This window comes from Actinosynnema pretiosum (assembly GCF_002354875.1).
In the GTDB taxonomy this organism is placed as follows: Bacteria; Actinomycetota; Actinomycetes; order Mycobacteriales; family Pseudonocardiaceae; genus Actinosynnema; species Actinosynnema auranticum.
The window spans coordinates 3,992,294-4,018,463 of record NZ_CP023445.1 but is presented as its reverse complement, the minus strand read 5'-3'; the positions used below and the strand labels follow the sequence as shown (position 1 = coordinate 4,018,463).

At 74.9% G+C, this 26,170-nt stretch carries 23 protein-coding genes; 13 read left to right on the top strand and 10 right to left on the bottom strand.

All coding sequences use genetic code 11. The annotated features are described in order from the left end of the window. Position 1: 1 nt before the first annotated feature. From CNX65_RS17160 to CNX65_RS17145, 4 genes are read right to left on the bottom strand one after another with little or no spacing between them, the layout of a single operon-like run. On the bottom strand, positions 2–550 hold the full coding sequence (locus CNX65_RS17160; RefSeq protein WP_096494292.1) for a hypothetical protein: 549 nt from the start codon (positions 548–550) through the stop codon (positions 2–4). Continuing rightward, positions 547–2,709: a hydantoinase/oxoprolinase family protein gene (locus CNX65_RS17155; protein ID WP_096494290.1), complete on the bottom strand. Its 2,163-nt coding sequence runs from the start codon at positions 2,707–2,709 to the stop codon at positions 547–549. The genes CNX65_RS17160 and CNX65_RS17155 overlap by 4 nt, the downstream gene beginning before the upstream one ends. Continuing rightward, the gene (locus CNX65_RS17150; RefSeq protein ID WP_096494288.1) at positions 2,709–4,301 is read right to left on the bottom strand and encodes an FAD-dependent oxidoreductase; all 1,593 of its coding nucleotides are present in this window, start codon (positions 4,299–4,301) and stop codon (positions 2,709–2,711) included. The genes CNX65_RS17155 and CNX65_RS17150 overlap by 1 nt, the downstream gene beginning before the upstream one ends. Beyond that, entirely contained in the window at positions 4,298–5,299 is a 1,002-nt protein-coding gene (locus CNX65_RS17145; RefSeq protein ID WP_096494286.1) for a LacI family DNA-binding transcriptional regulator, read from the bottom strand. Before CNX65_RS17145 ends, CNX65_RS17150 begins: the two co-directional genes overlap by 4 nt. A gap of 188 nt (positions 5,300–5,487) precedes the next feature. Here CNX65_RS17145 and CNX65_RS17140 point away from each other — a divergent pair, with 188 nt between their 5' ends. Continuing rightward, positions 5,488–6,492, top strand: coding sequence for a glycoside hydrolase family protein (locus CNX65_RS17140; RefSeq protein WP_096494284.1), 1,005 nt, complete (start codon positions 5,488–5,490; stop codon positions 6,490–6,492). 10 nt (positions 6,493–6,502) lie between these two features. On the opposite strand, the gene CNX65_RS17135 is transcribed toward CNX65_RS17140, so the two are convergent. Next, entirely contained in the window at positions 6,503–9,241 is a 2,739-nt protein-coding gene (locus tag CNX65_RS17135) for an AfsR/SARP family transcriptional regulator (protein ID WP_232519875.1), read from the bottom strand. Between the two features lie 157 nt (positions 9,242–9,398). Here CNX65_RS17135 and CNX65_RS17130 point away from each other — a divergent pair, with 157 nt between their 5' ends. The 6 genes from CNX65_RS17130 (at position 9,399) to CNX65_RS17105 (ending at position 14,503) form a co-directional block, all read left to right on the top strand. Continuing rightward, positions 9,399–9,884 carry a hypothetical protein gene (locus CNX65_RS17130; RefSeq protein ID WP_096494282.1) on the top strand — a complete coding sequence of 162 codons (486 nt, stop codon included), beginning with the start codon at positions 9,399–9,401 and terminating at the stop codon, positions 9,882–9,884. Positions 9,885–9,938: 54 nt separating this feature from the next. Beyond that, positions 9,939–10,283, top strand: a complete 345-nt coding sequence (locus CNX65_RS17125; protein ID WP_096494280.1) for a hypothetical protein — start codon at positions 9,939–9,941, stop codon at positions 10,281–10,283. A gap of 136 nt (positions 10,284–10,419) precedes the next feature. After that, entirely contained in the window at positions 10,420–11,250 is an 831-nt protein-coding gene (locus tag CNX65_RS17120; protein WP_096494278.1) for a DUF6801 domain-containing protein, read from the top strand. Positions 11,251–11,343: 93 nt separating this feature from the next. Further along, complete coding sequence (locus CNX65_RS17115) at positions 11,344–11,538, top strand: hypothetical protein (RefSeq protein WP_096494276.1); 195 nt, start codon at positions 11,344–11,346, stop codon at positions 11,536–11,538. Continuing rightward, entirely contained in the window at positions 11,535–12,746 is a 1,212-nt protein-coding gene (locus tag CNX65_RS17110) for a zinc-dependent alcohol dehydrogenase (RefSeq protein ID WP_096494274.1), read from the top strand. The genes CNX65_RS17115 and CNX65_RS17110 overlap by 4 nt, the downstream gene beginning before the upstream one ends. Next, a complete protein-coding gene (locus CNX65_RS17105; RefSeq protein ID WP_096494272.1) occupies positions 12,743–14,503 on the top strand; it encodes a thiamine pyrophosphate-requiring protein in 1,761 nt (586 codons plus the stop codon). Before CNX65_RS17110 ends, CNX65_RS17105 begins: the two co-directional genes overlap by 4 nt. Positions 14,504–14,573: 70 nt before the next feature. Here the strand turns inward: CNX65_RS17105 and CNX65_RS17100 are convergent, their stop codons facing one another. Next, on the bottom strand, positions 14,574–15,533 hold the full coding sequence (locus CNX65_RS17100) for a DUF6892 domain-containing protein (protein ID WP_157767693.1): 960 nt from the start codon (positions 15,531–15,533) through the stop codon (positions 14,574–14,576). Between the two features lie 99 nt (positions 15,534–15,632). Here CNX65_RS17100 and CNX65_RS17095 point away from each other — a divergent pair, with 99 nt between their 5' ends. After that, positions 15,633–16,178 carry a hypothetical protein gene (locus CNX65_RS17095; RefSeq protein WP_096494268.1) on the top strand — a complete coding sequence of 182 codons (546 nt, stop codon included), beginning with the start codon at positions 15,633–15,635 and terminating at the stop codon, positions 16,176–16,178. Between the two features lie 10 nt (positions 16,179–16,188). On the opposite strand, the gene CNX65_RS17090 is transcribed toward CNX65_RS17095, so the two are convergent. Beyond that, a complete protein-coding gene (locus CNX65_RS17090; protein ID WP_157767692.1) occupies positions 16,189–17,427 on the bottom strand; it encodes a hypothetical protein in 1,239 nt (412 codons plus the stop codon). A 210-nt stretch (positions 17,428–17,637) separates the two neighbouring features. Here CNX65_RS17090 and CNX65_RS17085 point away from each other — a divergent pair, with 210 nt between their 5' ends. From CNX65_RS17085 to CNX65_RS17065, 4 genes are all read left to right on the top strand, one after another. Continuing rightward, positions 17,638–18,621: an ATP-binding cassette domain-containing protein gene (locus CNX65_RS17085; RefSeq protein ID WP_232519874.1), complete on the top strand. Its 984-nt coding sequence runs from the start codon at positions 17,638–17,640 to the stop codon at positions 18,619–18,621. Positions 18,622–18,699: 78 nt separating this feature from the next. Continuing rightward, entirely contained in the window at positions 18,700–19,212 is a 513-nt protein-coding gene (locus CNX65_RS17075; protein WP_096494262.1) for a hypothetical protein, read from the top strand. Between the two features lie 5 nt (positions 19,213–19,217). Further along, entirely contained in the window at positions 19,218–19,625 is a 408-nt protein-coding gene (locus CNX65_RS17070; protein ID WP_198320493.1) for a GntR family transcriptional regulator, read from the top strand. 106 nt (positions 19,626–19,731) lie between these two features. After that, on the top strand, positions 19,732–20,001 hold the full coding sequence (locus tag CNX65_RS17065) for a hypothetical protein (RefSeq protein ID WP_096494258.1): 270 nt from the start codon (positions 19,732–19,734) through the stop codon (positions 19,999–20,001). A 39-nt stretch (positions 20,002–20,040) separates the two neighbouring features. On the opposite strand, the gene CNX65_RS17060 is transcribed toward CNX65_RS17065, so the two are convergent. After that, a complete protein-coding gene (locus CNX65_RS17060) occupies positions 20,041–21,837 on the bottom strand; it encodes an ATP-binding cassette domain-containing protein (protein ID WP_096494256.1) in 1,797 nt (598 codons plus the stop codon). After that, the gene (locus CNX65_RS36215; RefSeq protein WP_198320492.1) at positions 21,827–23,743 is read right to left on the bottom strand and encodes an ATP-binding cassette domain-containing protein; all 1,917 of its coding nucleotides are present in this window, start codon (positions 23,741–23,743) and stop codon (positions 21,827–21,829) included. Before CNX65_RS36215 ends, CNX65_RS17060 begins: the two co-directional genes overlap by 11 nt. A 194-nt stretch (positions 23,744–23,937) precedes the next feature. Here CNX65_RS36215 and CNX65_RS17050 point away from each other — a divergent pair, with 194 nt between their 5' ends. Beyond that, the gene (locus CNX65_RS17050) at positions 23,938–24,504 is read left to right on the top strand and encodes a M23 family metallopeptidase (protein ID WP_096494254.1); all 567 of its coding nucleotides are present in this window, start codon (positions 23,938–23,940) and stop codon (positions 24,502–24,504) included. A gap of 38 nt (positions 24,505–24,542) precedes the next feature. On the opposite strand, the gene CNX65_RS17045 is transcribed toward CNX65_RS17050, so the two are convergent. Beyond that, positions 24,543–25,922, bottom strand: coding sequence for a condensation domain-containing protein (locus tag CNX65_RS17045; protein WP_096494252.1), 1,380 nt, complete (start codon positions 25,920–25,922; stop codon positions 24,543–24,545). Positions 25,923–26,170: the final 248 nt, after the last annotated feature.

Sequence of the window (26,170 nt, the reverse complement as noted above, 5' to 3'; positions counted from 1 at the left end):
ATCAGCCTCCTTGCGCGACGAGGGCGAGGCTGTCCGCGAGTGCCGCGGTCAGCGCGAGCGGGCTGCGGTCCAGGCCGCTGACCCGGTGGGCGTAGCGGTGCGCGACGACCTCGTCGGCGCCCGCGACGTGGCCGAGCACGCGCACCCGGCCGAGCCGGAGGGCGTGGTGCCCCAGGCGGCGCTTGAGCTCGCGGGCGAGCGGGCCGTGCAGCCGGTGGTGGGCGACCTCGTGGGCGACGGCGGCGGCGCGCAGGGCGCCGGGGTCGACGGCCCAGCCCCGCCGCCGCGCGACCTCGCGCACCCGGCGCAGGGCGTCGGTGTAGACCGTGGCCGCTCCGGTGCGGCGGTGGTACTCGGCCAGCACCACCTCGCCGTCGCGCACCCCGCCGTCCCGCTCGACCACCCGCACGTCCGCCGGGAACGGGCGGGCGGCCAGCTCGTCGCCGAACTCCAGGGCGGCGCGCGCCCAGCGCCGCAGCAGCGCGGGGTCGCGGTCCTCGTGGGTGGGGGTGGCGGCCAGCAGCGCGACCGCGAGGTCCTCGTCGCTCACCGCCGGTCCTCCACGATCGCCACGACCGGCTCGTCCGGGCCGCGCGCGGACAGCTCGGCGCCGATCAGCGCGACGAGCTGGTCCCGGTCCAGCACCCCGGACAGGTCGGCGATCTTCGCGCCGACCAGCAGCGACACGGCGGGCGCGCGGGAGCCGCCGTCGCCGTGGGAGGTGTGCTCGTCCACCGCGGCGGCCAGCTCGCCCGTGGCGCGGGCGACGGTGGTCCCGACGACGTGCGCGCCCGCCGCGTGCAGGCGCACCACGCCCTCCCGGTCGACCACGCGCACGTGCCGGGTGGTGCGGCCGAGGCCGAGCAGGCCCTTGCGGCGGACGTCCGCGCCCCACACCGCGTGGTGCCCGGTGTCGGTGAGGCGGGCGACCCGGTCTGCGGACACGTCCAGGCTGCGGGCGACGGCCGCCCGGACCGCGTCCTCGTCGACGACCAGGGCGCGGTCCTTGGCGCGCAGCTCGGTGGCGCCGGTGGCGACGGCGCGGATCAGGTTGCGCCGCGGGTCGACCACCACGTCCACGTCCACCCCGGCGGGGTCGGCGCCCTGCGCGATGACGGCCCGTTCGGCCTCGGCGCGCACCGCGAGCACGTCGGCGTGGCCGGGATCGGGCACGATCCGCTCCACCGACTCGCGCACCAGGGCCAGCGCCGCGCCGAGCGGGCTGATCACCTCGCTGTGCGCCGCGATCCGCCAGTCCGCGGTGGACTGGGCGCCGAGGAACGGGGTGATCGCCGCCGCTCCCCCGCCGCCGCCGACCAGGGTGAGGGCGGAGCGGTCGAGCCGGTAGGCGTCCACGAGCTGGTCCACCACGGCCTTGACCGGTGCGATCGCCTTGCGCAGCACCGCTTTCGCGGTTTCCTCGACGGTCGTGCCGAGGTCGGCGGCGAGCACGGCGATCGCGGCGCGGGCGGTGCCGGGGTCGGCGAGCGCGTAGGCGTCCTCGGGGACGACGCCGAGCGCGTTGGCCGCGCAGGTGGTGGTGAGCGCGAACCTGCCGCCGCCGGGGACCTCCAGCGCGACGTAGTCGGCCGGGTCGCCGTCGCGGGGCGCCAGGCGCACCAGTTCGGCGCCGTCCAGCGCGCCGGGGTCGGCGAAGCAGGCATACGGCAGCCCGGCGATGTGCGCGCTGCGCGGCCCGACGTCCGTGACCGCGCCGCCGGAGACCCGGACCATGGAGCCGCCGCCGACGCCGACGGTGCGCACGTCCAGCGCGGGCAGGTACGTCTCCCGACCGCCCAGCCTGGCGTGCCGGACCTGCACCTTGCCCCGGCGCACCACCGAGACGTCGGTGGAGGTGCCACCGGTCTCCAGGAAGACCCCCTCGCTGAGCCGCTCCCCCATCAGCGCGCCCGCGACGCCCGCGGCCGGTCCGGACAGCGCGGTGAGCAGCGGGCGCTTGCGCATCTCGGCGACGGACATGACGCCGCCGTCGCCGCGCACCACCATCAGCGGCGCGGTGATCCCGGCGGCGGCGACGCTGCGGTCGACCAGGTCGGCCGTCTCGGTCATGCGCGGCATGATCCCGGCGTTGAGGACGGCCGTGCGGGCGCGCTTGGCCAGCCCGTACAGGCCGGTGATCTCGTGCGTCGCGGTCGCCGGGAGCCCCTGCTCGCGGGCCTGGGCGACCACGGCGCGCTCCCCCAGCGGGTCGTCGACGCTGAACGGCTCGACCGCGACCACGACCTGGGCGCCGTCGCGGTGCAGCGCCTCGACGGCCGACTTGACCACGACCGGGTCGGCCGGGTCGGTGACGGCGGCGTAGCGGATCGGCAGCGGGCGGCCGGGCGCCAGTTCCAGCCTGCGCAACGACTTGAGCCGCGCGGTGGCCCAGCCGTCGAAGCCGGAGCCGATCCCGGCGATGCCGACCACGGCGACGTCGCCCTCCAGGAGGGCGTTGGTGGCCTGGGTGGTGCCGTGCGCCAGGAACGACACCCGCGCCAGGTCGACCCCGGTGGCCGCGCGCAGCTCCTCCAGGGCGCGCAGGATGCCGTGCGCGACGCCGTCCGGGTGGTCGTGGCTGGTGGGGACCTTCACCTTGCCCAGCAGGGCGAAGGTGGCCGCGTCGACGGCGACCGCGTCGGTGAACGTGCCGCCGACGTCGACGCCGATCCGCACCCCGCCCGCTCGGACCTCGTTGTCCTCGCTCATCAGTACCCCCTGACGTCGGGCCAGTGGCGCTGGACCCCGGCCCGGTCCAGCACCCGCGCGAACTCGTCGAAGCGCCGCTCCCGCACCGCGCGCGGGCTGATCCCCTCGCGCAGCGCGAACGCGGCCAGGTGGCCGGCGACCTCGCCCGCGTTCCACTCCACCGGGTGCAGCCGGTAGCAGCCGTTGGTGATGTGCGTGGTGCCGATGTTCTTGGCCGCGGGCAGCAGGTTCTCCACCCGCCGCGGCAGCAGCGCGCCCAGCGGGATCTCGAACGGCGTGCTGGCCACGTCCACGTACCCGTCGCCGGAGGTCGACGGGTGCAGGTCGATGCGGTAGCTGCCCACGCCCACCGAGTCCGGGTGCGACTTGCGCCCGTGCGGCCCGAGGAGCGCCAGCGACACGTCGTGCTCGGTGACCGTGGTGACCGCCTTGATCCGCCGCGATTCCCTGACGTACGCCGATTTCGCGAGCCCGTCGCGGCTGCCCATGACGTCGTGCCGCAGCTTCAGGCCGGGGAAGCCCAGCTCGGTCTGCAACCAGTAGAGCACCGACTTGGACAGCTGCTTGGCCTCGTGGTGGGCGAGGGCCACGTCCTCGGCGGTGCTGACGCCGTCGATCTCCAGCGCGGGCCGCAGCCAGTAGTCGTTGAGCGGCCAGTTGACCAGGGTGATGTCCGAGTCGAACGCGCCGTCGCGGTGCAGGCCGCGCGCCAGGATGCGGCGGAAGCCCCACAGCTCCTTGTCCCCGGCGTCCGCGCTCTGGTCCGCGCTGACCGCCAGCGGGTCGCCCTCCGGGTTGGGGACGAACGTGCGCGGCACCGGTTCCAGGGTGCGCGGGTCGGGCGCGAGCAGCCCCAGCAGCGGCCCCGGCCAGAACTCGGGCCGGTAGGAGCACCAGAAGTCGTACATCTCCGGCCGGTCGATCGTGTGGTCCTCGCCCGCGTGGTGGGACAGGGCGAAGCAGTAGGTGATGCCCTGCAGGTTCGCCGGGTCCGCGACCTCGGGGGCGTGCGGCTCGTCGTGCTCGTCGCGGGACTCCGCGCCCACCGCGAACTCCACGCCCGCCATCGGCAGCAGGTCACCGCCCTCGGTGGCGTCCAGGACGAGGTCGAAGCGCACCACCACGTCCCCGTCCGGCCCGGTGAGGGTGACCGCGTCGACCCGGTCGCCACTGGTCTCGGCCGAGGTGGGCCGGTGCTCCAGCAGCACGGTCAGCCGCCCGGCGCTGCGGTGCGGGGCGAGCATCGACTCCAGGACGGCGAGCGCGACGCGCGGTTCGTGGCACAGCTTGGAGACGCGGCCCGCGCCGGGGTTGAGCGCGTCCAGTCCCAGGGCCTCGGCGCGCAGCGGGTAGTGGGCGCGGTAGTAGTCGCGGATGCCCCGGCGCAGCCGCCGGTAGGAGGCGGTGGCGCCGAAGCTCTCGATCCACGGGTGCTCGTCGGGCGGCACGCCCTGGGCGGTGAGCTGCCCGCCGATCCAGTCGGTCTCCTCGGTGAGCACGACGCGGCGCCCGGCGGACGCGGCGGCCAGCGCGGCGGCGACGCCGCCCAGCCCGCCGCCGACGACGAGGACTTCGGTGCGGATCTCGGTCATGGGCCCTTCCTGCGGTCGGTGCTCGCGCCCTGGACGGGCGCGCAGGCGAGCAGGCGCCTGGCCTGCGGGGAGTCGGGGGTGGTGGCGCGGGTGACCAGGTCGACGAGCAGGCGCACGGCGGCGCGGCCCATCTCGTGCCGGGGCACCTCGAACCCGGTGACGGCCTCGTCGTCGGGCGGGCGGCCCAGCACGGCGAGGGACAGGTCGTCGGGGACGCGGAGCCCGGCGTCGCGGATGGCCCGGCGCACGGCGAGGTAGGCGGCGCAGGTGTCGGTCTCCTCCACGACGAGCGCGGTGGTGCCGCCCGCGATCCAGGAGCGGACGGTGTCGGCGGTGAGGTCGCCGCCGTCGGTGCGGGTGACCTGCGTAAGGCCCGCGCCGCGTTCGCGGTCGGTGGACGAGGGGGCGTCGTCGTGCTCGCGCACGTACCGGATGTTGGTGTGCCCCAACGACCTCAGGTGCTCGACCACGGCGGCGGAGGCGGTGACGTAGTCCGCGCCGACGTGCGGGATGCCGCCTTCGAGCTCGTCCCGCCGTCCTATGTGGACCAGCGGGAACCCCTCTGCCACCAGGGGGGCGACCGCGTCGACCGGCACGTGCCTGCCGAAGAACAGGCACCCGTCGGCGATGCGGGTGCGCCGCAGCTCGCGGCTGTCGTGCGCGCGGCCCGCCGCGCCGGTGAACAGCAGCAGGTCCTGCCCGAGCGCGGCGGCCTGCTCCTCCACGCCGGTCAGGATCGGGTGGTAGGAGTCGGCGATGTCGGTGGGGAAGGTCGGGGTGAAGGTGTAGACGCCGAGGATGTTGTTGCGGCGCGAGGCGAGCCGGGTCGCCACGGGGTCGGGCACGTAGCCCAGCTCCTCGGCGGCGGCGAGCACCCGCGTGCGGGTGCTCTCGGCCATGCGCAGGTTGGACCGGTTGCCCCCGAGGACGACCGAGACGGTCGCCTGGGACACCCCGGCGAGCTTCGCGATGTCGGCCTGCCTCGGCCTGGGCGGCATTGCCAGCTCCTTCGCGCCATTGCGGATCAGCAGGAGACTGGACGGTGATCGGCGGGAAGTCAACGATTCACCCCGGATTGCCGGTGAATCGACGAATAGGGGAACTAATACGTATTAGCACCTTGACGGCGGCGGGGTGGTGCCGCGAAGACTGTGCGGATCACGTCAGCGACGAAGGGGCGACGGGCATGGGCGAGCTGTCCCGCAGGGGAGTGCTGCGCGCCGCCGTGGTCGGCGGGGTCGGGGTGGTCGGCGGAGCCGGGTTGGCGACGGGGACGGCGGCGGCCGAGCCGCCGGGTTTCCCGAACTACCGGTACCAGGGATTGGCCCTGGACAAGGGGAAGCTCGCGTACAACCCCACCGGTGAGCTGATCTTCCCGAGCGTGCGCGGCACGGTGGGCCGGGTGTCCGGCGCGCTGGGCAGGTTCTACCTCTACTACGCGCCGCACGACGCGCCCGGCGGCGTGTGCCTGGCCTACTCGGATTCCCTGGCGGGTCCGTACACCGAGTACCGGGGAAATCCGATCGTCTCGCGGAAGTGGGGGGATCACTACGACGTCAGCCACGTCTCGTCGCCGCACGTGCTGTGGAACGAGGACGTGGCGGAGATGTGGCTGTACTTCCACGGCGAGAACACGACGACGCGGCTCGCGCGGTCCAAGGACGGGATCAACTTCACCTACGACCGCGTGGTGCTCACGACCGCGATGCTCCCCGCGGGCGCGACGGAGGCGTCGTACGCCAGGGTGTTCCGCCACGACCTGCCGAACGGCGCCCGGTACGTGATGGTTTTCATGATCAACACCACCGCGAACCGCCGCTCGATCGGCTGGGGCCACTCGAAGGACGGCCGGTCCTGGACCATCGCGCAGACCCCGCTGGTGCGCCCGCAGGACCTCGGCGTGCAGAACCTCGGCGCGCCCGCCGTGGTCGAGCGCAACGGCACCACGTACGTGATCTACCACTGCGACAAGGCGTCCGGCGGCACGATGCGCATCACCGAGGTCGGCAAGGACTTCACCAAGCGCAGGCACATGGGCGTGTTCAACGCGCCGCTGCCGGGCTTCCCGGACAACGGCCGGTGCGCGGCCCCGGCGTTCGGCAGCGACGGCGGCGTGGAGTACATGATCTACGAGGCGGGCGAGCGGCTGTCGGGCAACATCGCGGTGGCCAAGGGCTTCCCGAACCCGTGAGGCGCCGGGGTCAGCACCCGCCGAGGGCGTCGAGCTGCCGCACGACCCGCTCGACGTCCTCGGCCCGCCCCTGCTCCCGGTACAGCCGCTCGGCTTCCCGCCAGACCTCGCGGGCCCGGTCGCACCGCCCCAGCGCGACGTGCGGGTGGCCCGCGCGGTCGAGGGTGTTCGCGACCTCGTAGGTGTCGCCGCGCTCGCGGAACAGCGCGAGGGCCCGCCGGTAGTGCTCGACGGCCGCCCGGTGGTCGCCCGCGCGGTGGGTGACCAGCGCGAGGCTGTCCAGGGCGGCGGCCTCGCCGTCCGGGTGGTGGTGGCGGCGGAACAGGGCGAGCGCGGCGGCGCAGTGCCCGCGCGCGACGTCGAGCTCCCCCAGCAGGGCGGCGAACCAGCCCGCCACGTTGAGCGCGTCCCCCTCCCACACCGGCTGCCCGAGTGCGCGGTAGAGGTCGGCGGCCCGCTCGGCCTGCGCCACCGCCCACCGCTCCTCGCCCCGCTGGCCCCCGGCGATCGCGAGCTGCTGGTGGGTGTGCGCCTGCTCGGCCAGGTCGTGGTGGCGCACGGCCAGGGCGAGCGCCCGCTCCAGGTGCCAGGCGGCTTGCCCGTGCAGGCCGACGCGCGCGCAGGCGCGGCCGAGGTTGCGGTGGGCGCGGCTGCGCGCGGAGGGGTCCGGCAGGCGCCCGGCGGCGGTGAGCGCGGCCCGCCACGCGGCGAGCGCGTCGTCGCGGCGGCCCTGCCTGCGGTGGAAGGTGTCCAGCGCGCGGGCGAGGTGCCAGACCGCGTGGTGGTGGCCGAGGTCGGCCGCCGCGCGCTGGGCAGCCAGCAGGGTGGGGTGCTCGGCGCGCAGCCAGGCCGTGGCGGTCTCGGCGTCGGGCAGCGGCAGCGGGTCCGCGCCGGGGGCGGGCGGGTCGGGGCGCACGAGCGGGCGGTGCGGGTCCAGCAGGCGGTCGGCGGCGAACGCGGTGTGCACGTGGAAGTCCAACACCCGCGCCAGCGCAGGGCCGCGCACGTCCTCGGGCAGGTCGCGGGCGAGGACGTGCGCGTAGCCGCGCACCAGGTCGTGCATCGCGTACCGACCGCCCGGCCGCCGGTCGAGCAGGGACGCCTCCACCAGCGCGGTGAGGACCTCGCGCGCGTGGACCGGCGGGAGGTCGAGGAGCGCGGCGGCGGCGGGCGTGGCGGTGTCCGGGCCGGGGGCCGCGCCGAGCAGGGCGAACGCGGTGCGCTGGTGATCGGTGAGCCCGCGCAGGGACCAGGAGAGGACCGAGGGCAGGCTGGCGGCCGGGTCGGTGCCGTGGGCGAGCGCCCCGAGCCCCAGCTCCCGCAGTTCCGCCTCCACCTCGGCCAGCGGGCGGGTGGCGGCATTGCGCGCGGTGATCGACAGGGCCAGCGGGTGCCCGCCGCACAGCTCGACCAGCCCGTCGACGGCCTCGGCCTCGGCGGCGGCCCGCTCGGCGCCCACGCGCGCGGCCAGCAGGGCCCTGGCGTCGGCGCGGCCCAGCACGCCCAGCGCGAGGTGCCGGGCGCCGTGCCGGTCGATCAGGGAGGCGAGCGCGGGGCGGCAGGTGACCAGCACCGCGCAGCTCGGGCTGCCCGGCAGCAGCGGGACGACCTGCTCGGCGGTGGCCGCGTTGTCCAGCACGACCAGCACCCGCCGCCCGGCGACCAGGCTCCGGTACAGCGCGGCCCGCGCGTCCGGGTCGGCGGGCGCCCGGCCTGGCGCCACGCCGAGCGCGTCGAGGAAACCGCGCACCACCACGTCCGGGGCGACCGGCTCCGCCGAGGGGCTGAACCCGCGCAGGTCCACGAAGAGCTGCCCGTCGGGGAACTCGTCCAGGTGGCGGTGCGCCCACGCCAGCGCCAGCCAGGTCTTGCCGATCCCGCCCGCACCGCCGATCGCCGAGACGAGCAGCGTGCCGGAGGCTCCCGCGAGCGCCCGGTCGAGCAGCGCCAGCTCGGCGACGCGTCCGGCGAGCACCGGGGACGCGGGCAGTTGCCGGGGCACGTCCGGCGCGGCAGGCGCGTCCAGCGCGCGATCGGTGGCGAGCATCCGCAGGTGCAGCTCGCGCAACCGGCGCCCCGGATCGACGCCGACCTCGTCGGCGAGCCGCGCGCGGATGCCGTCGAACCGCCGCAGCGCCTCGGCCTGGCGCCCATCGCGGTACAGGGCGAGCATCAGCTGCCCGGCGACCCGTTCGTCCAAGGGGTGCGCGTCCGCCCGCTCGGCCAGCTCGGCGCACGACACCCCCCGCCCGCCGTGCGCGAGCGCCAGGTCCACGCGGTCGAGCTCGGCGGCCAACCGCTCCCGCTCCAGGCCTTCGCGGGCGGCGGCGATCCACGGCGTGTCCACCCCGCCGAACGCCTCCCCGCGCCACAACCCGACCGCCTCCTCCAGCAGGGCCAGCCCGTCGACCTCCCCGCCGCGCGCCCGCGCGACGAGCCGCCGGAACCGGTGCAGGTCGACCAGGTCCGGGTCCACCTCCAGCGCGTACCCGCCGCCCCGGCTCGCGATCACCACCTCACCCGCCAGCGCGCGCCGCAACCGCGACACGTAGTTGCCCACCACCTGCCGGGCTCTGTGCGGAGCCCGATCCGCCCACACCCGCTCCAGCAGCCGCTCCACCGGGACCACCCGGTTCGCCTCCACCACCAGCGCCACGAGCACGCACCGCTGCCGCGCGTGCCCCACCGGCACCACCCGGCCGTTCACCCGCACCTCGACCTGCCCGAGCACGCGCAGCTCCACCGACACGACCCCACCCCCGCCCCGGTTCCTACTCCTCCCCACCGCCGCCGCACGACCGCTGACCAGCCGATTGCCGAAACGCGGCGGGATCGCGGCGACCCGGTGCCCCATCGTGTCCACCGGACCCGTCACCGAGGCGGGCCACGACGGTGGAGGAGAACCTGTGGCGGAGCACAAGCGCTTGATCGCGGTGGCGCTCGGCCTGCTGTCCGCTCTGGCCCTGATCGCCTCCCTGCTCCCCGGCACGGCAGGGGCGGCCGAGGCGCGAGACCTGCGAGCGAGAGCCGAGGCGTACCTGGTGACACTCGGCCCCGACGCCGTGCGGGTGGCGCCGGACCGGATCGAGGCGCCGGGCGTGGAGCTGCTGCTCGCTGGGCCGGACGAACGGGCGATCGCTTGCCCTTACTACAACTTCTGCGCGTACAGCCTCAGGAACTTCGAGGGCGACCTCCTGCTGTACGAGGACTGCCGCTACGCGCTGTCGATGCCGTGGTTCACGACCGACGGGTCGTGGAAGAACAACCAGACGCCGGGCAGGCGGGCGCGGATCAACTACCTGAGGGGCACGCACTGGGACGTGCCGGGCGCCTACTCCGAGCAGTCGAGCGGCATGGGGTGGGACCAGGTCGGCACCATCGATCCCTGCTGACCTCCGCCGCAACGACCGACCACCGCCACAACCCGTTCTGACGAGGAGAGCACGATGGAGAAGAACACCCGAGCCCTGCTCCGCAAGGCGGCGCTGACCACCGCCCTGAGCCTGGGCCTGGCGCTGACCGCGGCGACGGGGACGGCGCAGGCGGCGAGCTCGACGATCCCCGGTTCGAGCGCCACGGTCAACGCGGGCAGCGGCGCGGCGTGCGCCGGTTCCGGCTCGACCACCCGCGTGTACTACGCCTACGCCATCGTGGCCGGCCAGGAGAAGGGCGGCAACTACACCACCCCGGCGGGCGGCTGTGGGAGCTTCTACCCGCCGCAGGGCACGTTCCGGCACTTCCACATATGCAACCTCGCCACTGGGGTCTGCGGTCCAGAGGTCTGGGTGTGAGACCCCCCGGTCCCGGTCGTCGCGCGGCGACCGGGACCGGTGTACGGGCGGACGCGCTTGCGCCGGTTGACCGCTGCCGGGACCACCGGTCCGGGACGAGACTGGTGGTGGGCGAGGAACTTCGAGGGAGAACCCCATGACCCGTGCTCCTGCCGCCGCCGTCGCGGCGCTGCTGCTCACCGGCGCGCTCGCCGGGACCGCGACCGCCGCACCCGCCGACCTGGTCACCTCCTACACCTGCGCCACCTCCACCGGCCAGACCGTGCCGGTGGGCGTGCACTTCGGCGGTTTCCTGCCCGACGACGTCGGCGCCCTGCCGAACGCGGTCTCCTACGCCCAGACCGCCTTCGTGGACCTGGACCTGGACATCACCAACCTGGTCGAGGGCCGGGTCGACGGCGACAGCACGGCGACGGTGGCCGCCTCGATCACCGGCCCATCCCCCAGGCAGGTGTCTGCGGACCTGACGTTCGCGCCGGGCGAGGGCTGGTCGTGGCTGCACGCGGCCGGGGCGCTGGCCCCGCTGCGACTGGACCCACCGGGCCTGCACGAGATCCGCCTCGGCGACATCACCCTGTCCCTGCGCCCCAAGTCCGACGACGGCGCTCCGCTGCCCCCGCTGGACGCCCTGTGCACCCGCGTCCCCGGCGGCAACGACCTCCTGGGCACGATCCAGTCCCTCGGGTTCATCGCGGACCGCCCCCTGCGCCCCACCGACCTGACCGTCGCCGAGACCACCCCGACCACCGCCACGGTGACCTGGGTGGGCCGCTCCTGGTGGGCCGCCACGGCGGGCTACGACGTCTACCTGGACGGCGCCCTCGTCACGACCACCACCGACCCCCGGGTCACCCTGACCGGCCTGACCCCGGACCGCCAGCACCGCCTGAAGGTGATCACCCGCGACGTCCGGGGCAGCACGTCCCTGCTGAGCCAGGGCCTGGTCTTCGCGACCGCGCGCGCCTGACCGCGGGTCGGCCGCTCCCCGATCACCCGGTCGGCGAAGTCCGGTTCACCCGATTTCCAGCGGGTAGCCCGTCGCCGACGAAGGAGGTCGGCGATGACGAGCAAGACCGGGACGACGCCCACCCAGCACGACCTGGAGCACGACCGGGAGCACGAGCGGGAGGTGGACCAGGACGCCCAGAAGGCCCTGCTCCGCCTGGTCACCGCCCGTTCGGCGGCGCTGACCGCGGTGGCCGCCGCGCTGGTGTGGCTGCTGGCACGCGCCCTCGCGCGGGGAGGTCGCGCGTGAAGGCCGTGGTGTGGCACGGGGTCGGGGACATCCGGCTCGACGAGGTCCCCGACCCCAAGATCCTCGAACCCTCCGACGCGATCGTGCGGATCACCCGCAGCGCGATCTGCGGCACCGACCTGCACGTGGTGCGCGGCACGATGCCCGGCATGGTGCCCGGAACCATCCTCGGTCACGAGGCGGTCGGCGTCGTGGAGGAGGTCGGACCGGCCGTGCGCGGGTTCACCCCCGGTGACCGGGTGGTCGTCACCTCCACGATCGGGTGCGGCACCTGCTCGTACTGCCGGGCCGGCTACTACGCCCAGTGCGACACCGCGAACCCGAACGGGCCGAGCGCGGGCACCAGCTTCTTCGGCGGCCCCGAGAGCACCGGCCCCGTCGACGGGCTCCAGGCCGAGTACGCGCGCGTCCCGTTCGCCATGACCACGCTGGTGCGCGTCCCGGACGCGGTCACCGACGACCAGGCGATCCTGCTCTCCGACATCTTCCCCACCGCCTGGTTCGGCGCCCGCCTGGCCGAGGTCGGGCGCGGCGACAGCGTGCTCGTGCTCGGCGCGGGCGTGGTCGGCCAGTTCGCGATCGCCTCCGCCAAGCGCCAGGGCGCGGGCCGGGTGCTCGTGGTCGACGGCGTCGCCTCCCGCCTGGACAAGGCGCGCGAGCAGAACGCGGAGACCGTCGACTACACCCGCGAGGACCCGGTCGCCCTGGTCAAGGAGCTGACCGGCGGCATCGGCGTCGACCGCGTGATCGAGGCCGTCGGCGTGGACGCCCAGCGCCCGAAGACCGGTCCGGCGGCCGAGCGGGCCGAGGAACTGGCCGACACCTTCGAGCGCGAACGCGGGCGAGCCGCCTCCGAGAGCAACCCGGACGGCGACCTGTGGGTCCCCGGCGACGCCCCCAGCCAGGCGCTGCGCTGGGCCGTCGAAGCGGTCGCCAAGGCGGGGAGCATCGGCGTCATCGGCGTCTACCCACCGGGTTTCGACGGCTTCCCCCTCGGCGAGGCGATGAACAAGAACCTCACCCTCCGCATGGGCAACTGCAACCACCGCCGCTACCTGCCCGACCTGCTCGACACCGTCGTCTCCGGCGCCGTCGACCCCACCGAGCTGATCACCCGCCACGCGGACACCACCACCGCGATCGAGGCGTACGAGAGCTTCGACCGCCGCGCCGAGGGCTGGCTCAAGACCGTCCTGGACGTGGCATGAGCGGCACCGTCGCGGACGCGCTCGTCCGCCGCCTGCGCACCTGGAACGTCCCCAGGGTCTTCGGCTACGCGGGCGACGGCATCGACCCGATCCTGGCCGCCCTGCACCGCGCGGGTGGCGACCCGGAGTTCATCCCCTCCCGCCACGAGGAGCTGGCCGCCTTCGCCGCCTGCGGCCACGCCAAGTACACCGGGAACGTCGGCGTCTGCCTGGCCACCCAGGGCCCCGGCGCGATCCACCTCCTCAACGGCCTCTACGACGCCAAGCTCGACCGCCGCCCGGTCGTCGCGCTGGTCGGTCAGGTCGTGTCCACCGCGCTGGGCACCGGCTACCTGCAGGAGGTGGACCTGCACTCCCTGTTCAAGGACGTCTGCGGACGCTACCTGCAGACCGTCTCCACCCCCGAGCAGCTGCCGGTGCTGCTGGACAACGCGATGCGCACCGCGATCGCCGAACGCGTGCCGACCTGCCTGGTCCTGCCGCACGACGTGCAGCGCGCCGACGCCGTCGAGGACCCGCCGCACACCCACGGCGTGGTCCCCTCCTCGGCCGTCACCGCCCGCCCGCGCGTGCTCCCCCGCCAGGACGACCTGCGCCGGGCAGCAGACGTCCTCAACGCAGGCCACCGCGTGGCCCTGCTCGTCGGCCGCGGCGCGGCGGGCGCCGAGCACGAGATCACCAGGCTGGTGGAGACCCTCGGCGCGGGCGTCACCACGTCCCTGCTGGGCAAACCGGTCCTGCCGGAAGGGCCGCCCTGGCACACCGGCGTCATGGGCCACCTGGGCACCACCGCGTCGGCCGAGCTGATGGCGGGGTGCGACACGCTGCTGATCGTGGGCAGCAACGACCCGTGGACCGAGTTCTACCCGGAGCCCGGCCGGGTCCGCGCCGCGCAGATCGACGTCGACGCCCGCGTGGTCGGCAGCAAGCACCCGGTGGAGGCCGCGCTGGTCGGCGACGCCCGCGAGTCCCTGCGCGCCCTGCTCCCCCTCCTGCGCCGCAACCCCGACCGGAGCTGGGAGCGCCGGGTCGCCACCGCCACCACCCGCTGGCGCCAGGTCGCCGAGGACCGCGCGAACACCCCCGCGACCCCGCTCAACCCGGAGCTGGTGGTGCGCGAGCTGTCCACCCACCTGCCGCCGGACGTGCGGGTCGCGGTGGACGTCGGCTCCTCCACCTACTGGTACGCCCGCCACCTGGCCCTGCCACCGGGCGCGCCCGCGCACACCTCCGGCTACCTGGCCACGATGGGCTGCGCCCTGCCCTACGGCCTGGCGGCGAAGCTGGACGCCCCGGACCGCCCGGTGGTGGCGCTGGCCGGCGACGGGGCGATGCAGATGAACGGCCTGCTGGAGCTGATCACCCTGGCCGACCGCTGGCGCACCTGGTCCAACCCGCGGTTCGTGGTGCTGGTGCTGCACAACCAGGACCTGAACGAGGTCACCTGGGAGCAGCGCGAGATGGAGGGCGACCCGCGCTTCCCGGCGTCACAACGGGTCCCGGCGTTCCCGTACGCGGCGCACGCCGAACTGCTGGGCCTGCGCGGCATCCGCGTCGACTCCCCGGACCAGCTCGACAAGGCCTGGCGCGAGGCGTTCGCCGCCGACCGCCCGGTGGTCGTGGAGGCGGTGGTGGACCCGGCCGTGCCGCTGCTGCCGCCGAACCTGCCGGAGGAGAAGGCGCAGGCGGTGCTGCGGGGTTTGGAGCAGGAACCCGACAGCGACGCGGAACGCGCGAACGTGCGGCGGCAGTCCTGACCGAACCCCGTTAGCGGACCTGCACTTGGCGGACGGCGTCGCCGAGCGCGAGGGCGACGCCGTCCGAGCCCTACCCCGCTCCCCCACCGCTCACCGAAGTGATCTCGTCCACGTCCAGCGCCACCACCGCCCCCGGAGGCAGCGCGATCGCGGGCAACGCCCCGGGCCGGTACCCGACCAAGCACCCCAACGCCCTGGTCACCACCCCGGCCCCGGTGGCCGGATCGGCCCGCACCTCCCACCCGGAGTGCCCGTCCACCGGTTCCCGCCGCCGCAGCACCACCCGCCGAGCCCGCTCGGCGCCCACCTCGACGTCCACCCCGTCGGCGAGGTCCGGCGGAGCAGCCGCAGTGATCGCCCGCTGCGCGCGCGTCAACCGGAACACCCGACTCAGGTTGGTGTGCCAAGGCCACCGCTCGGCCGGGTGCGCCCAGAACACCAGCGGCGACAACACCGCGGCCCGCCCCCGCTCGACCCCGATCACGAACCGCCCGCACCCGAACCGCACCACCTCCCCGTCCGGCACCCCCGCGAACCGAGCGACCAGCTCCTCGGCCAGGTCCTCGTACCCGTGCTCGACCGAGAGCCGCACCGGCCGCCCGTCGACCTGGTACGTCCTGACCCGGCTGACCACCGCGACATCGGCGTCGTCGTCCACGACGATCCCGCGCTCCCGCAACAACCGCCTGCCCGCCGCGGGCACCACCCCGGACGACCGCACCACCTCCAACGCGGGCAGCGCGGCCAACTCCCCCCACTCCCGCACGTCGAACGAGTCGTCCTCCCCGTCCCAGTGGGGGGCGACGTCGAAGTAGATGCTGTTGCCCCCGTCGAGCAGCACCTCGGTGACCCGCCCCAGCACCTCGTCCGGGATGACCAGGTCCCGGTAGTAGGCGACGGCCTCGGGGTTGCGGTAGGTCGGGGAGTAGTCGTCGGGCTGGTCGCCGGGGTAGGGCGGGAGCAGCTTGAGCGCGTAGCAGAGCTGGTCGAGCACCAGCAGCTTGGCGGCGAAGTCGGAGAACTCGGGCACGGTGCGGATGGTAGGCCGGGGGTCTGACAGCACGCCCCGGACAGTCCAGAGCAGCGAAAACGACGTGCACGGCGCAGCGCGCTCGGTGATGATGGCCGGGTGCCCGACCTGGTGTGGGATGACGTGGCGGAGCTGTTCGAGCCTGACGGCATGTTGCTGGACGCGTACGTCTTCGACACGACGATGGCCGACTGGCAGGCGTTCGTCGACCTCGTGCGCTCCAGGGGGTGGTGGTTCGCGTACGGGGAGAGCGGCGGCTGGAAGCGGATGCCCGATCGCGTCGAGACCGTGCACGAGCGGCGCTTCGACCTGGGGTCCTCGCTGTACATCAGGCCGGTGCCGGAGGTGACGGTGCGCGTCTACTTCTTCGAGGTCGAGGAGATCGAGCTCGTCCTCGCCCCCCAGGAGGTGCAGGGCCAGGCCCGGCTGGACGTGGTGTGCGGCTTCCTCCGGGCGGTCAGCCGCCGACTGGGCAAGCCGATGGTGCTCACCCCGGAGAACGGGCGAGAGCACCCCCTGATCGGGTACGACTTCGCGACCGACAGCGTGGTGCGGATGTCGCCCCCAAGGCTCGCGGCGGTAGGTCGCCTCCGAGGCCCGCAGGTTCACCGGCGTCAGGCAGGTTTGCGGATCATGCCGGTGTAGGCGGCCACGGTCAGGGTCGCCAAGGCCCACAACGCGTCCTGCAACAACCACAGCAAGACGGTGAACAACTGCCCCGCCTGGTCCCGGTGTCCAGGTCGCAGCGGGACCGCAGCCCCGTCGCCCCCACCGGCCTCCCAACGCCTTGGGCTGCCCAACGGCGCAGCTGGTCCTGCTGGACGAGCAGGATCTCGCGGGCGTTGGCGTCGTGGCCTGCCGTGCGCTTCACGGCAGCCAGTTGTTGGAAGGGCTGGGGAACGTAGTCAGGGGTGTGCTCCACGAGCAGGTGCAGCCACTTCTGCCACGACACCTCGGCGAGTCGGGCGAACACCAGGCACTGGACGATGATCTGCCGGTCGCGCCCAGGACAGGGGCGGCCCGCCCTCAGCGCTTTGGAGTGCGGGCACACGAGCGAGGCTGGCAACACCAGCGCCTCGGCCACTTGCGTCTCGATGAGCACGAGCAAGGGCCCCGAGGGGTTGTCCACCCGCGCGTTCTCCAGAACCAGTTGCCCGCGAAGGTCCGCGCCGGGCAGGCGCAGCGCCCCCTTCTCGCCACTGCCGCGCACCACAGCGCCGGTCAGGAACAAGCCGCCGTCCACGTGCAGGTGGTCGGCGGTGAGGCCGGGACCTGAGTTGTTGGCGCAGTGGATTCCCTCAAGGCCGGCAGTGCCGTCGACACGGGTGCCGAGCAGGCGCAAAGCGCCGAACTCGCCGCAGCCGCGCACGACGGCGCCGCTCAGCACCAGATCGCCGTCTACTCGCAGGCTGACGGCGTGCACCCCCGGTCCGAAGTCGTTGACGACCTGAGCCCTTTCGAGGGAGACGTGACCACCGATTCGGGCACGGGACAAGCGCACCGCGCCGTTGTCGTCCGCACCCCGCACCTCGATGTCCTGAAGGGGCAACCCGTCGTCCACACTCGCCCCCTCGGCAGCCAGGATGGTCAGCGCGCTCCCCGACAGATCGAGTTCGCGCAGCCGCGCGTTGCGGCAGGTGACCGGTTCGGGGATCACGCAAGCGCGCAGGACCAGCGGGACAGTCGCGGTGAGGTGGTCCAAGTCGAGCGGACCGACCACGCGGACGGCCCGGACGCGCACCCCGTACGGGTCGGGGTCCTCCGAGGCGGCCAGCTCCGCCAACGCCGGCCCGCCGGTTCCACCGGCCCAGGCGCCGCAGCGGGCGGCCTCGACCACGCGCTGTTCCAGCGGAGTCGGATCGATCAGCGCAGGCGGAGTCCACGGTGTGCCCATGCCGACGCAGTCGCTTTCCGGGGCGGAAGTGTGACATCCCGTCAGCCAGGGGTGTCCGATCCGCTCACCCGGCGCCCCAACCTCCTGCCGCGCAACAACAACGACAACCCCGCAGGTTGCCCCCAGGAGACCCATCCCATCCAGTTCACTACTTCACTAGCAAAAGGTTTAACCTCCCCCTGAACCCGACGAAGGAAAGGGGAGACACCCATGACCGCGAGAAGCCAGCCACCCCAGGCGCTTCCGGTCGTCGCCGACAACGTGGGCAAGCAGTACCGCAGAGGCTGGGCCCTGCGTCCCACCTCGCTGGTGATCCCCCCGAACCGGGTCGTGGCCCTCGTCGGCCCGAACGGGGCGGGCAAGAGCACGCTCATGGGGCTGATCACCGGCCTGCTGCGGCCGACCGCCGGGTCGATCGCCGTCTTCGGCGACCAGCCCACGGGCAAGGGCCTTTACCCCGCCGTCGCCTACCTCGCCCAGCAGAAGCCGCTCTACCCGCAGCTGACCGTGGCCGAGACGCTGCGCTTCGGGGCGAAGACCAACCCCACCTGGGACCAGGCCTACGCCGAGCACCTGGTCGGCCGGGCGAATGTGCCCCTGCAGGCCAAGGTCGGCACCCTCTCCGGCGGCCAGCGCACCCGCGTCGCGCTCGCCCTCGCCCTGGGCAAGCGCCCCCGCCTGCTGCTGCTCGACGAACCCCTGGCCGACCTCGACCCGCTCGCGCGCGAGACCGTCCTGCGGCTGCTGACCACCGAGGCGCGCGCAGGGCATCACCGTGGTGCTCTCCTCGCACGTGCTGGCCGAGATGGAAGGCGTGTGCGACCACCTCATCCTGCTCCACAGAGGACGGATCGTGCTCGCCGGGGACGTCAGCAGGCTCAGCGCGAACGGCACCCCGCTCGGAGAGCTCGCCCTGCGCCACATGCGCGCGGCGGTCGCACAGGAGGAAGCGGCATGATCTGGGCCTCGTTCCGGTTGCAGCGCCTGCAACTGCTCACCCTGCTGGGGCTGCTGGTCGTCGGCGTGGCCGCCATCGCTCTGATGCGGTCGGCCATGCTCGACGAGTTCGTCGCCAAGAACCTCACCGCGTGCGCCGCGCTGGCGCTCGACGCCTGCACGGCCGAACCGGACGTGGTCAAGGACTTAGCGCATTCGACGTCGCGCGGATCGCGATCACCTGTGGGCCCGCCCTGATCGGGGTCTTCATCGGCGCACCGCTGTTCGCGCGCGAGCTGGAGCAGGGCACGCACGTGCTGGCGTTCACCCAGGTCGGTGAGCCGCACCCGGTGGATGCTCAACAAGCTGGTGATCGCGCTCGTCCCCGCGCTGGTCGTGCTGGCCGCGCTGCAGACCGCGGTGTGGTGGTGGCTGGAGGCGGCGGGCACGCTCGGTCCGAAGATGAACGGGCCGTTCCACCCCATGACCTTCGGCATCGAGCACGTCTCCCCCACCGGTTGCGCGCTGTTCGCGTTCGCGCTCGGCACGTTCCTCGGCGTGGTGACCCGGCGGACCCTGATCGCCATGACGGTGGGGCTCGGCGCGTTCGTCGTGTCGGACGGCCTGGTGCCCACCCGGCGGTTGGAGAGCCCCGGCAACGAGCTGCTGAGCCTGGACAGCAACGAGTTCCTGGTGCTCGCGCAGGGCGCGCTGGACGGCGCCGGGCGGGAGATCCCCGTCGAGCGGTCCAGGGAGATCACGCAGGCGTGCAAGTCCGGTGGGGGTCGGCGCTGCGCAGGCAGAGCTGAGCGCGGTGGAGGCCCTGAGCGGCGGGAGCGCCTATGCTGAGCGACGTGATCGAGTTCCGGATCGACCGGCGCTCCGGGGTCTCCACCTACATGCAGATCGTCCACCAGGTCAAGCAGGCCATGCGCCTGGGACTGCTGAGCCCCGGCGACCGGCTGCCCTCCGCCCGCGAGGTGGTCGAGGCGACCACCGTCAACCCCAACACCGTGGTGAAGGCCTACCGCGAGCTGGAGCACGAGGGGTTGGTGCAGGGCCGCCGGGGCCTGGGGACGTTCGTGATCAAGTCCCTGTCGTCCGAGGCCACCACCGGTGACGACGCGCCGCTGCGGCGCGAGCTGACCGCGTGGATGCGCGGCGCCGTGGAGAGCGGTCTGGTGGTCGAGGACGTGGACGCCCTGTACACCGCGGTCCGCGAAGAGCTCTACCCCTCCGAGGAACGATCACGAACCCGTTGACCGGGACCGCCGTCGGCAAGCGCTACCGCGCCCGCTGGGCGGTCCGCGAGTGCGGCTTCACCGTCCCCGAGGGCAGCGTGGTCGCCCTGGTCGGCCCGAACGGGGCGTGTTCGACACGCCCGTGCGCGGGGGAATCCACCCGGACGTGTCATTCCTGGCGCAGAACCGGCCGCTCTACCGGGACCTGACGGTGCGCGAGCTGGTGCGCGTCGCGGCGGGCATGAACGAGCGGTGGTCGAGGGGGCGGGTCCACGAGGTGCTCGGGCTGCTGCCGCGCCTGCTGCTGCCGGACGAGCCGCTGTCCGACCTGGAGTCGCTGGTGATGGGGCGCCTGCGGGCGTCGCGGGAGCGGCGGGCGGCGGGCGGGGACCGGTAGCCGCCCCCAGGGCGAGGAGCCCGGACGGCCACCGCGCGCTCACCGGTAGGCGTCCGCCTGCAGCGCGAACAACCCCGCGTACACCCCGCCCCGCGCCACCAGCTCCGCGTGCCCGCCCACCTCGGCGACCCGCCCCCGCGACAGCACCACGACCAGGTCCGCGTCCCGCGCCGTCGACAGCCGGTGCGTCACCACGACGCACACCGCGCCCGCCTCCCGCGCCACCCGGCGGGCGGCGGTCACCACCGAGGTCAGCACCTCCTGCTCCGCCACCGGGTCCACGGCGGCGGTCGGCTCGTCCAGCAGCACCAGCAGCGGTTCCCGGCGCATCGCCATGCGCGCCAGCGCGACCTTCTGCCACTGCCCGCCCGACAGCCCGACGCCGTCCGGGAACGACCGGCCCAGCGGCGTCGCCAACCCGCGCGGCAGCTCGTCGACCAGGTCGCCGCCCGCCACCGCGCGCAGCGCCGCCACTTGGGTGTCCGGCGCGGACCGCGGCAGCTCGCCCACCCCGACGGACTCGCCCAGCGCGAACTCCAGGCGCGCGAAGTCCTGGAACGCCGCCGAGCACCGCCGCCGCCACGCCTCCAGGTCCAGCTCGCGCAGGTCGACCCCGTCCACCAGCACCGCGCCCCGGTCCGGCCGGTGGAACCCGGCCAGCAGCGACACCAGCGTCGACTTGCCCGACCCGTTCTCCCCCACCAGCGCCACGACCCGCCCGGCGGGCAGCCGCAGCGACACCTCCGCGAGCGCGTCCGCCTCCGCGCCGGGGTAGCGGAACGACACGCCGTCCAGCTCGACCGCGTCGCGCAGCCGAGGCGGCGGCGGCAGGCTCCCCGGCCACGGCAGGGCGTGGGCGCGCTCCTGCAACCACACCAGCAGCGCGCCCGCGCCCGCCGTGCGCAGCAGCGCCCCGCTGTACCGGACCACCAGCGCCACCAGTAGGTTCACCGTCGTCAGCAGCACCAGCGCCAGCACCACCCCGCCCAGCCCGACGCCGCCGGCGCCGTGCTCGGCCACCACCAGCAGCATCCCGGCCAGGTAACCGGCGCCGAACGCGCACCACCCGACCGCCAGCCACCCGAACTCGGCCAGCGCGGCGCGGTCGAGCACCCGCGCCGCCCGCGCCGCCGCCTCCCGGTGCACCCCGAGCAGCCTGCGCGCCAGCCCGTAGACCCGCAGCTCCACGGCCGCGTCCGGGTCGACGGCGGTGGTGAACACGCCCTCGGCGCGCCGCAGGTCCGCCGAGGCCCGCACCAGCGCCCGGCCGCGCACCGCCTCCGCGCGGGCGTTGGCCGCCAGCGTCAGCACGGCCGTCAGGGGCACCAGCAGCAGCCACGGCGTGACGGCGGCCAGCAGCGCCGCCGTGGCCGCCGCGCGCGCCAGCGTGCCGACCGCGAGCCCGACCGCGTCCACGCCCTCCACGAGGTGCTGGCGCTCGACCCGCAGCAGCGCGAGGCGGTCCAGGTAGGCCGGGTCGGAGTAGTGCTCGACGCCCGGCGCGCCGTGCGCCAGCTCCTGGACCCGCCGGTCGGCCAGCAGCGAGGTGCGGTCGATCAGCGTCGCGGACAGGTTCAGCGCCGCACGCGCGGCCAGCGTGCTCAGCACCGACGACACCCCGGCCAGCGCCGCCGCGAACCGCACGCCCGGCAGGTCGCCGTCCACGGCGGACTGGACGAACCAGCCCAGCGCGGCGATGCTCGCCGTGCGCACCAGCGGCTGGGCGGCGAACAGCGCCAGCACCGCGGCCGAGCGCCTGGCGTCCGCCTCCCACGACAGGCGCAGCGCCGCCGCCAGCCCTCGCAGCCACCGCCGCCCCGCCCGGTCAGCGGACACCGAAGCGCTCCGCCTGCGCGGTGAACATGGCCGCGTACGCGCCGCCGAGCGCCATCAGGGCGTCGTGGCCGCCCTCCTCGACGACCCGGCCGCCGTCGAGCACCACGATCCGGTCGAGCCTGCGCACCGCGGCGAACCGGTGCGACACCAGCAGCGTCGCCACCCCTCCCGCCAGCTCCGCGACCCTGCCGGTGAACGCGGCCTCGGCGCGCACGTCCAGCGCCGAGGTCGGCTCGTCGAGCACCAGCAGCCGAGCGCCCGCGTCGACCGCGCGCAGCGCGCGGGCCAGCGCGACCCGCTGCCACTGCCCGCCGGACAGGTCGACGCCGCCGAACCCGGTGGACAGCGCGGTCCGGTAGCCGTCGGGCAGCGCCCGCGCCAGCCCGTCCAGCCCGGCGAGCCGGGCCGCCCGCGCCAGCTCCGCGTCACCGGGGGCGTGGGCGGGCGCGCCGTAGGCGATGTTGTCGGCCAGGCTCGCGGGGTAGCGGTTCGGGTTCTGGAGCACGGCGGCCAGCCCGCGGCGCCACCGCGCCGCGTCCAGCTCGCGCAGGTCGACCCCGTCGGCGGTGATCCGGCCCTCCCGCGGGTCGTGCGCCCGCAGCAGCAGCTTCACCAGGGAGCTCTTGCCCGCGCCGTTGACCCCGACCACGGCCAGCGACTCCCCCGCGCGCACCACCAGGTCCAGCCCGCGCAGCACCCAGCGGTCCGATCCGGGGTAGTGGAACCCGACGCCCTCGAACCGGATCTCCCGCCACGCCTGGACGTCCGCGCCACCGGCGGGGACCGGCTCGGGCAGCGGGGCGGTGGCACGGGCAGTGGCACGGGCGGTGGCACGGGCGGTGGCACGGGCAGTGGCACGGGCAGTGGCACGGGCAGTGGCACGGGCAGTGGCACGGGCGGTGGCACGGGCGGCGGCACGGGCGGCAGTCGACGCGGCGGGGACCGGGGCGGCGGACAGCGCCCGCGCCTCGGCCGACAGGGCGGCCCGCACCACCTCCCGCCCCCGGTGCAGGTGCACCACCTCCATGGTGAGCACCACCGCGCCGCTCACCCCGGCGACGGCGGAGGCGAACACGGTCAGCGCGCCCGGCGACAGCCCGCCGGAGACCACCTCGCCGCCCAGCTGGGCCAGCACCAGCGCGTGCGCGCCGGCGACCGCGGCGCCCACGACGACCAGCGCGGCCACCGGCGCGCCCCGCCCGCGCTCCCCGGCGGGCGGCCACGCCCGCGCGTGCCGGTCGAGGAGCCAGTCCGCCAACCCGAACAGCCGGACGTCCTTGGCCGCCTCCCCGGTGAGCGCGAGGTCCCGCAGGTAGTCGGCCCTGCCCCTGGAGGCGTCCGCGCCGTAGGCGGCGAGCTGCCTGCGCCGGTACTCGCCGGTCAGCAGCGCGGCGAACGCGAAGTACGCGGCGGCCAGCAGCAGCGCCGACAGCGGCCGGAACCACAGCAGCACCACCGCGCACGCCCCGGCCTGGGCGCGCGCCACCGCGATGCCCGTCCAGGCGAGCAGCGCGTCCCTCGTGGTGGCGGGGCCCGCGACCACGGCGCGCGCCCGCGCCAGGTCCGCCCGCACCCCCTGCTCCAGCAGCGGCCCCACCCCGACCGGGGCGGCCACCGCCGTGACCAGGCGCCGCTGCAGGCCGGTTCCGAGCCTGCGCCCCAGCAGGTCGGCCACCAGCCGCGCCAGCGGTGCGCCGAGCTGGGACAGCAGGAACACCGCGGCCAGCACCACCGCGACCCGCGCCACGCCCGCGTCACCGGACTCCAGCCGACCCACCAGCCAGCCGCTCACCAGCGTGACCGCGACGGGCAGGGCGCCCGCCAGCGCCACGACCGCGACCAGCGCGAGGGCGTGGCCGGTGGGCAGCGCGCTCCTGGGCGGCGTCCGCGCGTCCACCCCGCTCACCGCTCCCCGGCGAATGGGCGCAGGGCGTCCGGCGCGATCGCCGCAGTTGTCTGCACCGATGGCGCGCAGCTATTGGCAGAACTGATCGGGCGGCCAGCCCGCAGGAATGCCCTCCTTTTCCCGGCGGCCTTTTCGGATAACATGCCGGGCGGTGTCAGGAAGTCCACGAGCGGTTCGCTCAAGAGGGGAACCCGATGACCGGCCATTCGCGTCCCGAGCCTGTTCTGCACTTCCCGCTCCTGGGGTTGTCGTGGGCGGACTTCCTGGCCGACCCCGCGCTGCGCGGGGCCGACGACGGCCAGCCGGGGAGGGGAGGCTGGCGCTTCCCGAGGGGCGGCGGGCACCTGCACCGGGGGATCGACCTGCGCGCCCCGATCGGCCTGCCCGTCGTGGCCGTGGAGGACGGGGTCGCCGAGTACGCCGCGGCGGCCTCGGACCAGGGCTGGCACCCGGCGGGCAACCGGGTGCGGCTGCGCGGGCGCGGTGGTGACGCCTACCTCTACCTGCACCTGGGCACCTCGCACAGCTCGCCCGCCGACGCGTTCCCGCCGGGGGTGCTGGACGGCGACGTGCGCGAGGTCGCGGCGGGCGAGGTCCTCGGCTACTGCGGGCACACCGGCGGCTCGGTGGCCACCGGCCGCCCCATCCCGGCCGGGGCGGCGCACCTGCACTTCCAGTTCCACCCCGGCGGCCTGGACCGCGCCGACGCCAACCCGGCCCGCTTGTTCGAGCGCGTCGCCTCGGGGGCGACCGCGCGCTGAGCGGGACCTCACCGCGCCGGACACCACCGCGCCGGGCCTCACCGCGCGGGGACGGCGCCGCGCGGCGGGGTCCCCGCCAGGTCGGCCACCTCCGCCAGCGGCACGTCCCGCTCGGCGGCGGCCACCAGCAGCGCCTCCAGGCCCAGCAGGAACCGCTCGATCGCCTCGGACGGCAGGTGGGCCGTGTCGCCCATCAGCCGCACCACGACCCGGTCCGCCGGGCTGCTGTCCACCCACAGGTGGAACCGCCCGCCCCGGTTCCGGTGCTGCTCGGGCAGCCACTCCACGGTGGTCGCGCCCGCCGCGGGCTCGGCGGGGCCGCGCGCGGTGGGGCTGATCCGCTCGTCGTTGAACACGCTGGTCCGGTCCAGCGCCACGCCGCGCTCGGCGTTGATCCGCTCCACCAGCGCGTAGAGCGCGGGCGGGTCGTAGCGGCCGTGCGCGTAGCCCGCCCGCGACGCCTCCCACGCGCGCCGCACCACCTCGGAGAAGGCGCGCGCCCCGGCGAAGTCGACCGACACCAGCACCTCCTGGTACAGGCAGCCGACCGCGTCGAACGACTCCGGGGTGTCGCGGTTGGCCACGGCCACCTGGAGCCCGCACCTGCGGTTCCCCGTCGTGACCGCGAGCAGCGCCAGCACGCCGGCGAGCAGCGCCGTCGACCCGGTCGTCCGGTAGCGGCGGCACAGCGCGGGCAGCGCGGTCGCGAGCGCGGGCGAGGTCAGCCTGGCGACCTTGAAGCGGGGGTGCTCGCCGGGGCCGGGTGGTCCGGGGAACGGGGTGGGCGGGAGCGCGCGGAGCTGCTCGGCCCAGTACGCCAGCGAGTCGCGCAGCAGCCGCTGCCCCTCGGGGCCCGCCTCGAAGGCGGCCTGGTCGGCGGGTTGCAGCACGGGCCCGTCCTCGGGGGCGCCGTCCGGCCCTTCGGCCAGCCGCAGCCCGAGCCGCACGGCGCTCCAGCCGTCCAGCGCCACGTGGTGCCCGACGAGCACGACGTGCGTGACGCGCTCGCCGTCGACCACCAGCGCCACCCGCACCGGGTACGTCGTGACCAGGTCGAACGGTTCGGCGGACAGCTCGGCGCGCACCCGCGCGGCCACCTGCCCGCCCGCGCCGGAGGCGTCCGCCAGCAGCACCCGCGCCCGCCCGGACGCGGCGGCCACCTGGGTCACCGCGCCGTGCTCGTCGACCTTGAGCGTGCTGCGCAGGACGGCGTGCCGCGCCACCAGCGCCGCGACGTCCGCGAGCACGTCCGCGACGCGGCGGCCGGGGGAAGGGGTGGTGTGCGAGACGTTGAGCAGGGCGCAGTCGTGCGGGGCCAGCCGGTGGTGCGCGATCCACATCGTGCGCTGCGCCCAGGTGAGCGGCGCGGTGGTGGCGAGGGCCCCGGAGAAGGGCGCGTCGGCCCAGCGATCGGACATGGGTCCTCCCCGGTGCGGCGGGTCGCCCGGAAATGTCCCATTCCGGTCGAGGCGGGACTGTAAAGATCATCAGCGGCGGGTGTCAAGAACTTCGCTCAGGGTGACGCGAGGCCCCTCCGAACGCTTTTCGATCACTCCAACGTCGTATTGCTGGCCGATACCGCTTGCCCTAGCGTCGTCCGGCGGAACGAGGGGTTACCGCCGCACTTCGACGCTCCGGGAGAAAACCGTGCGAATTCCACTACGGC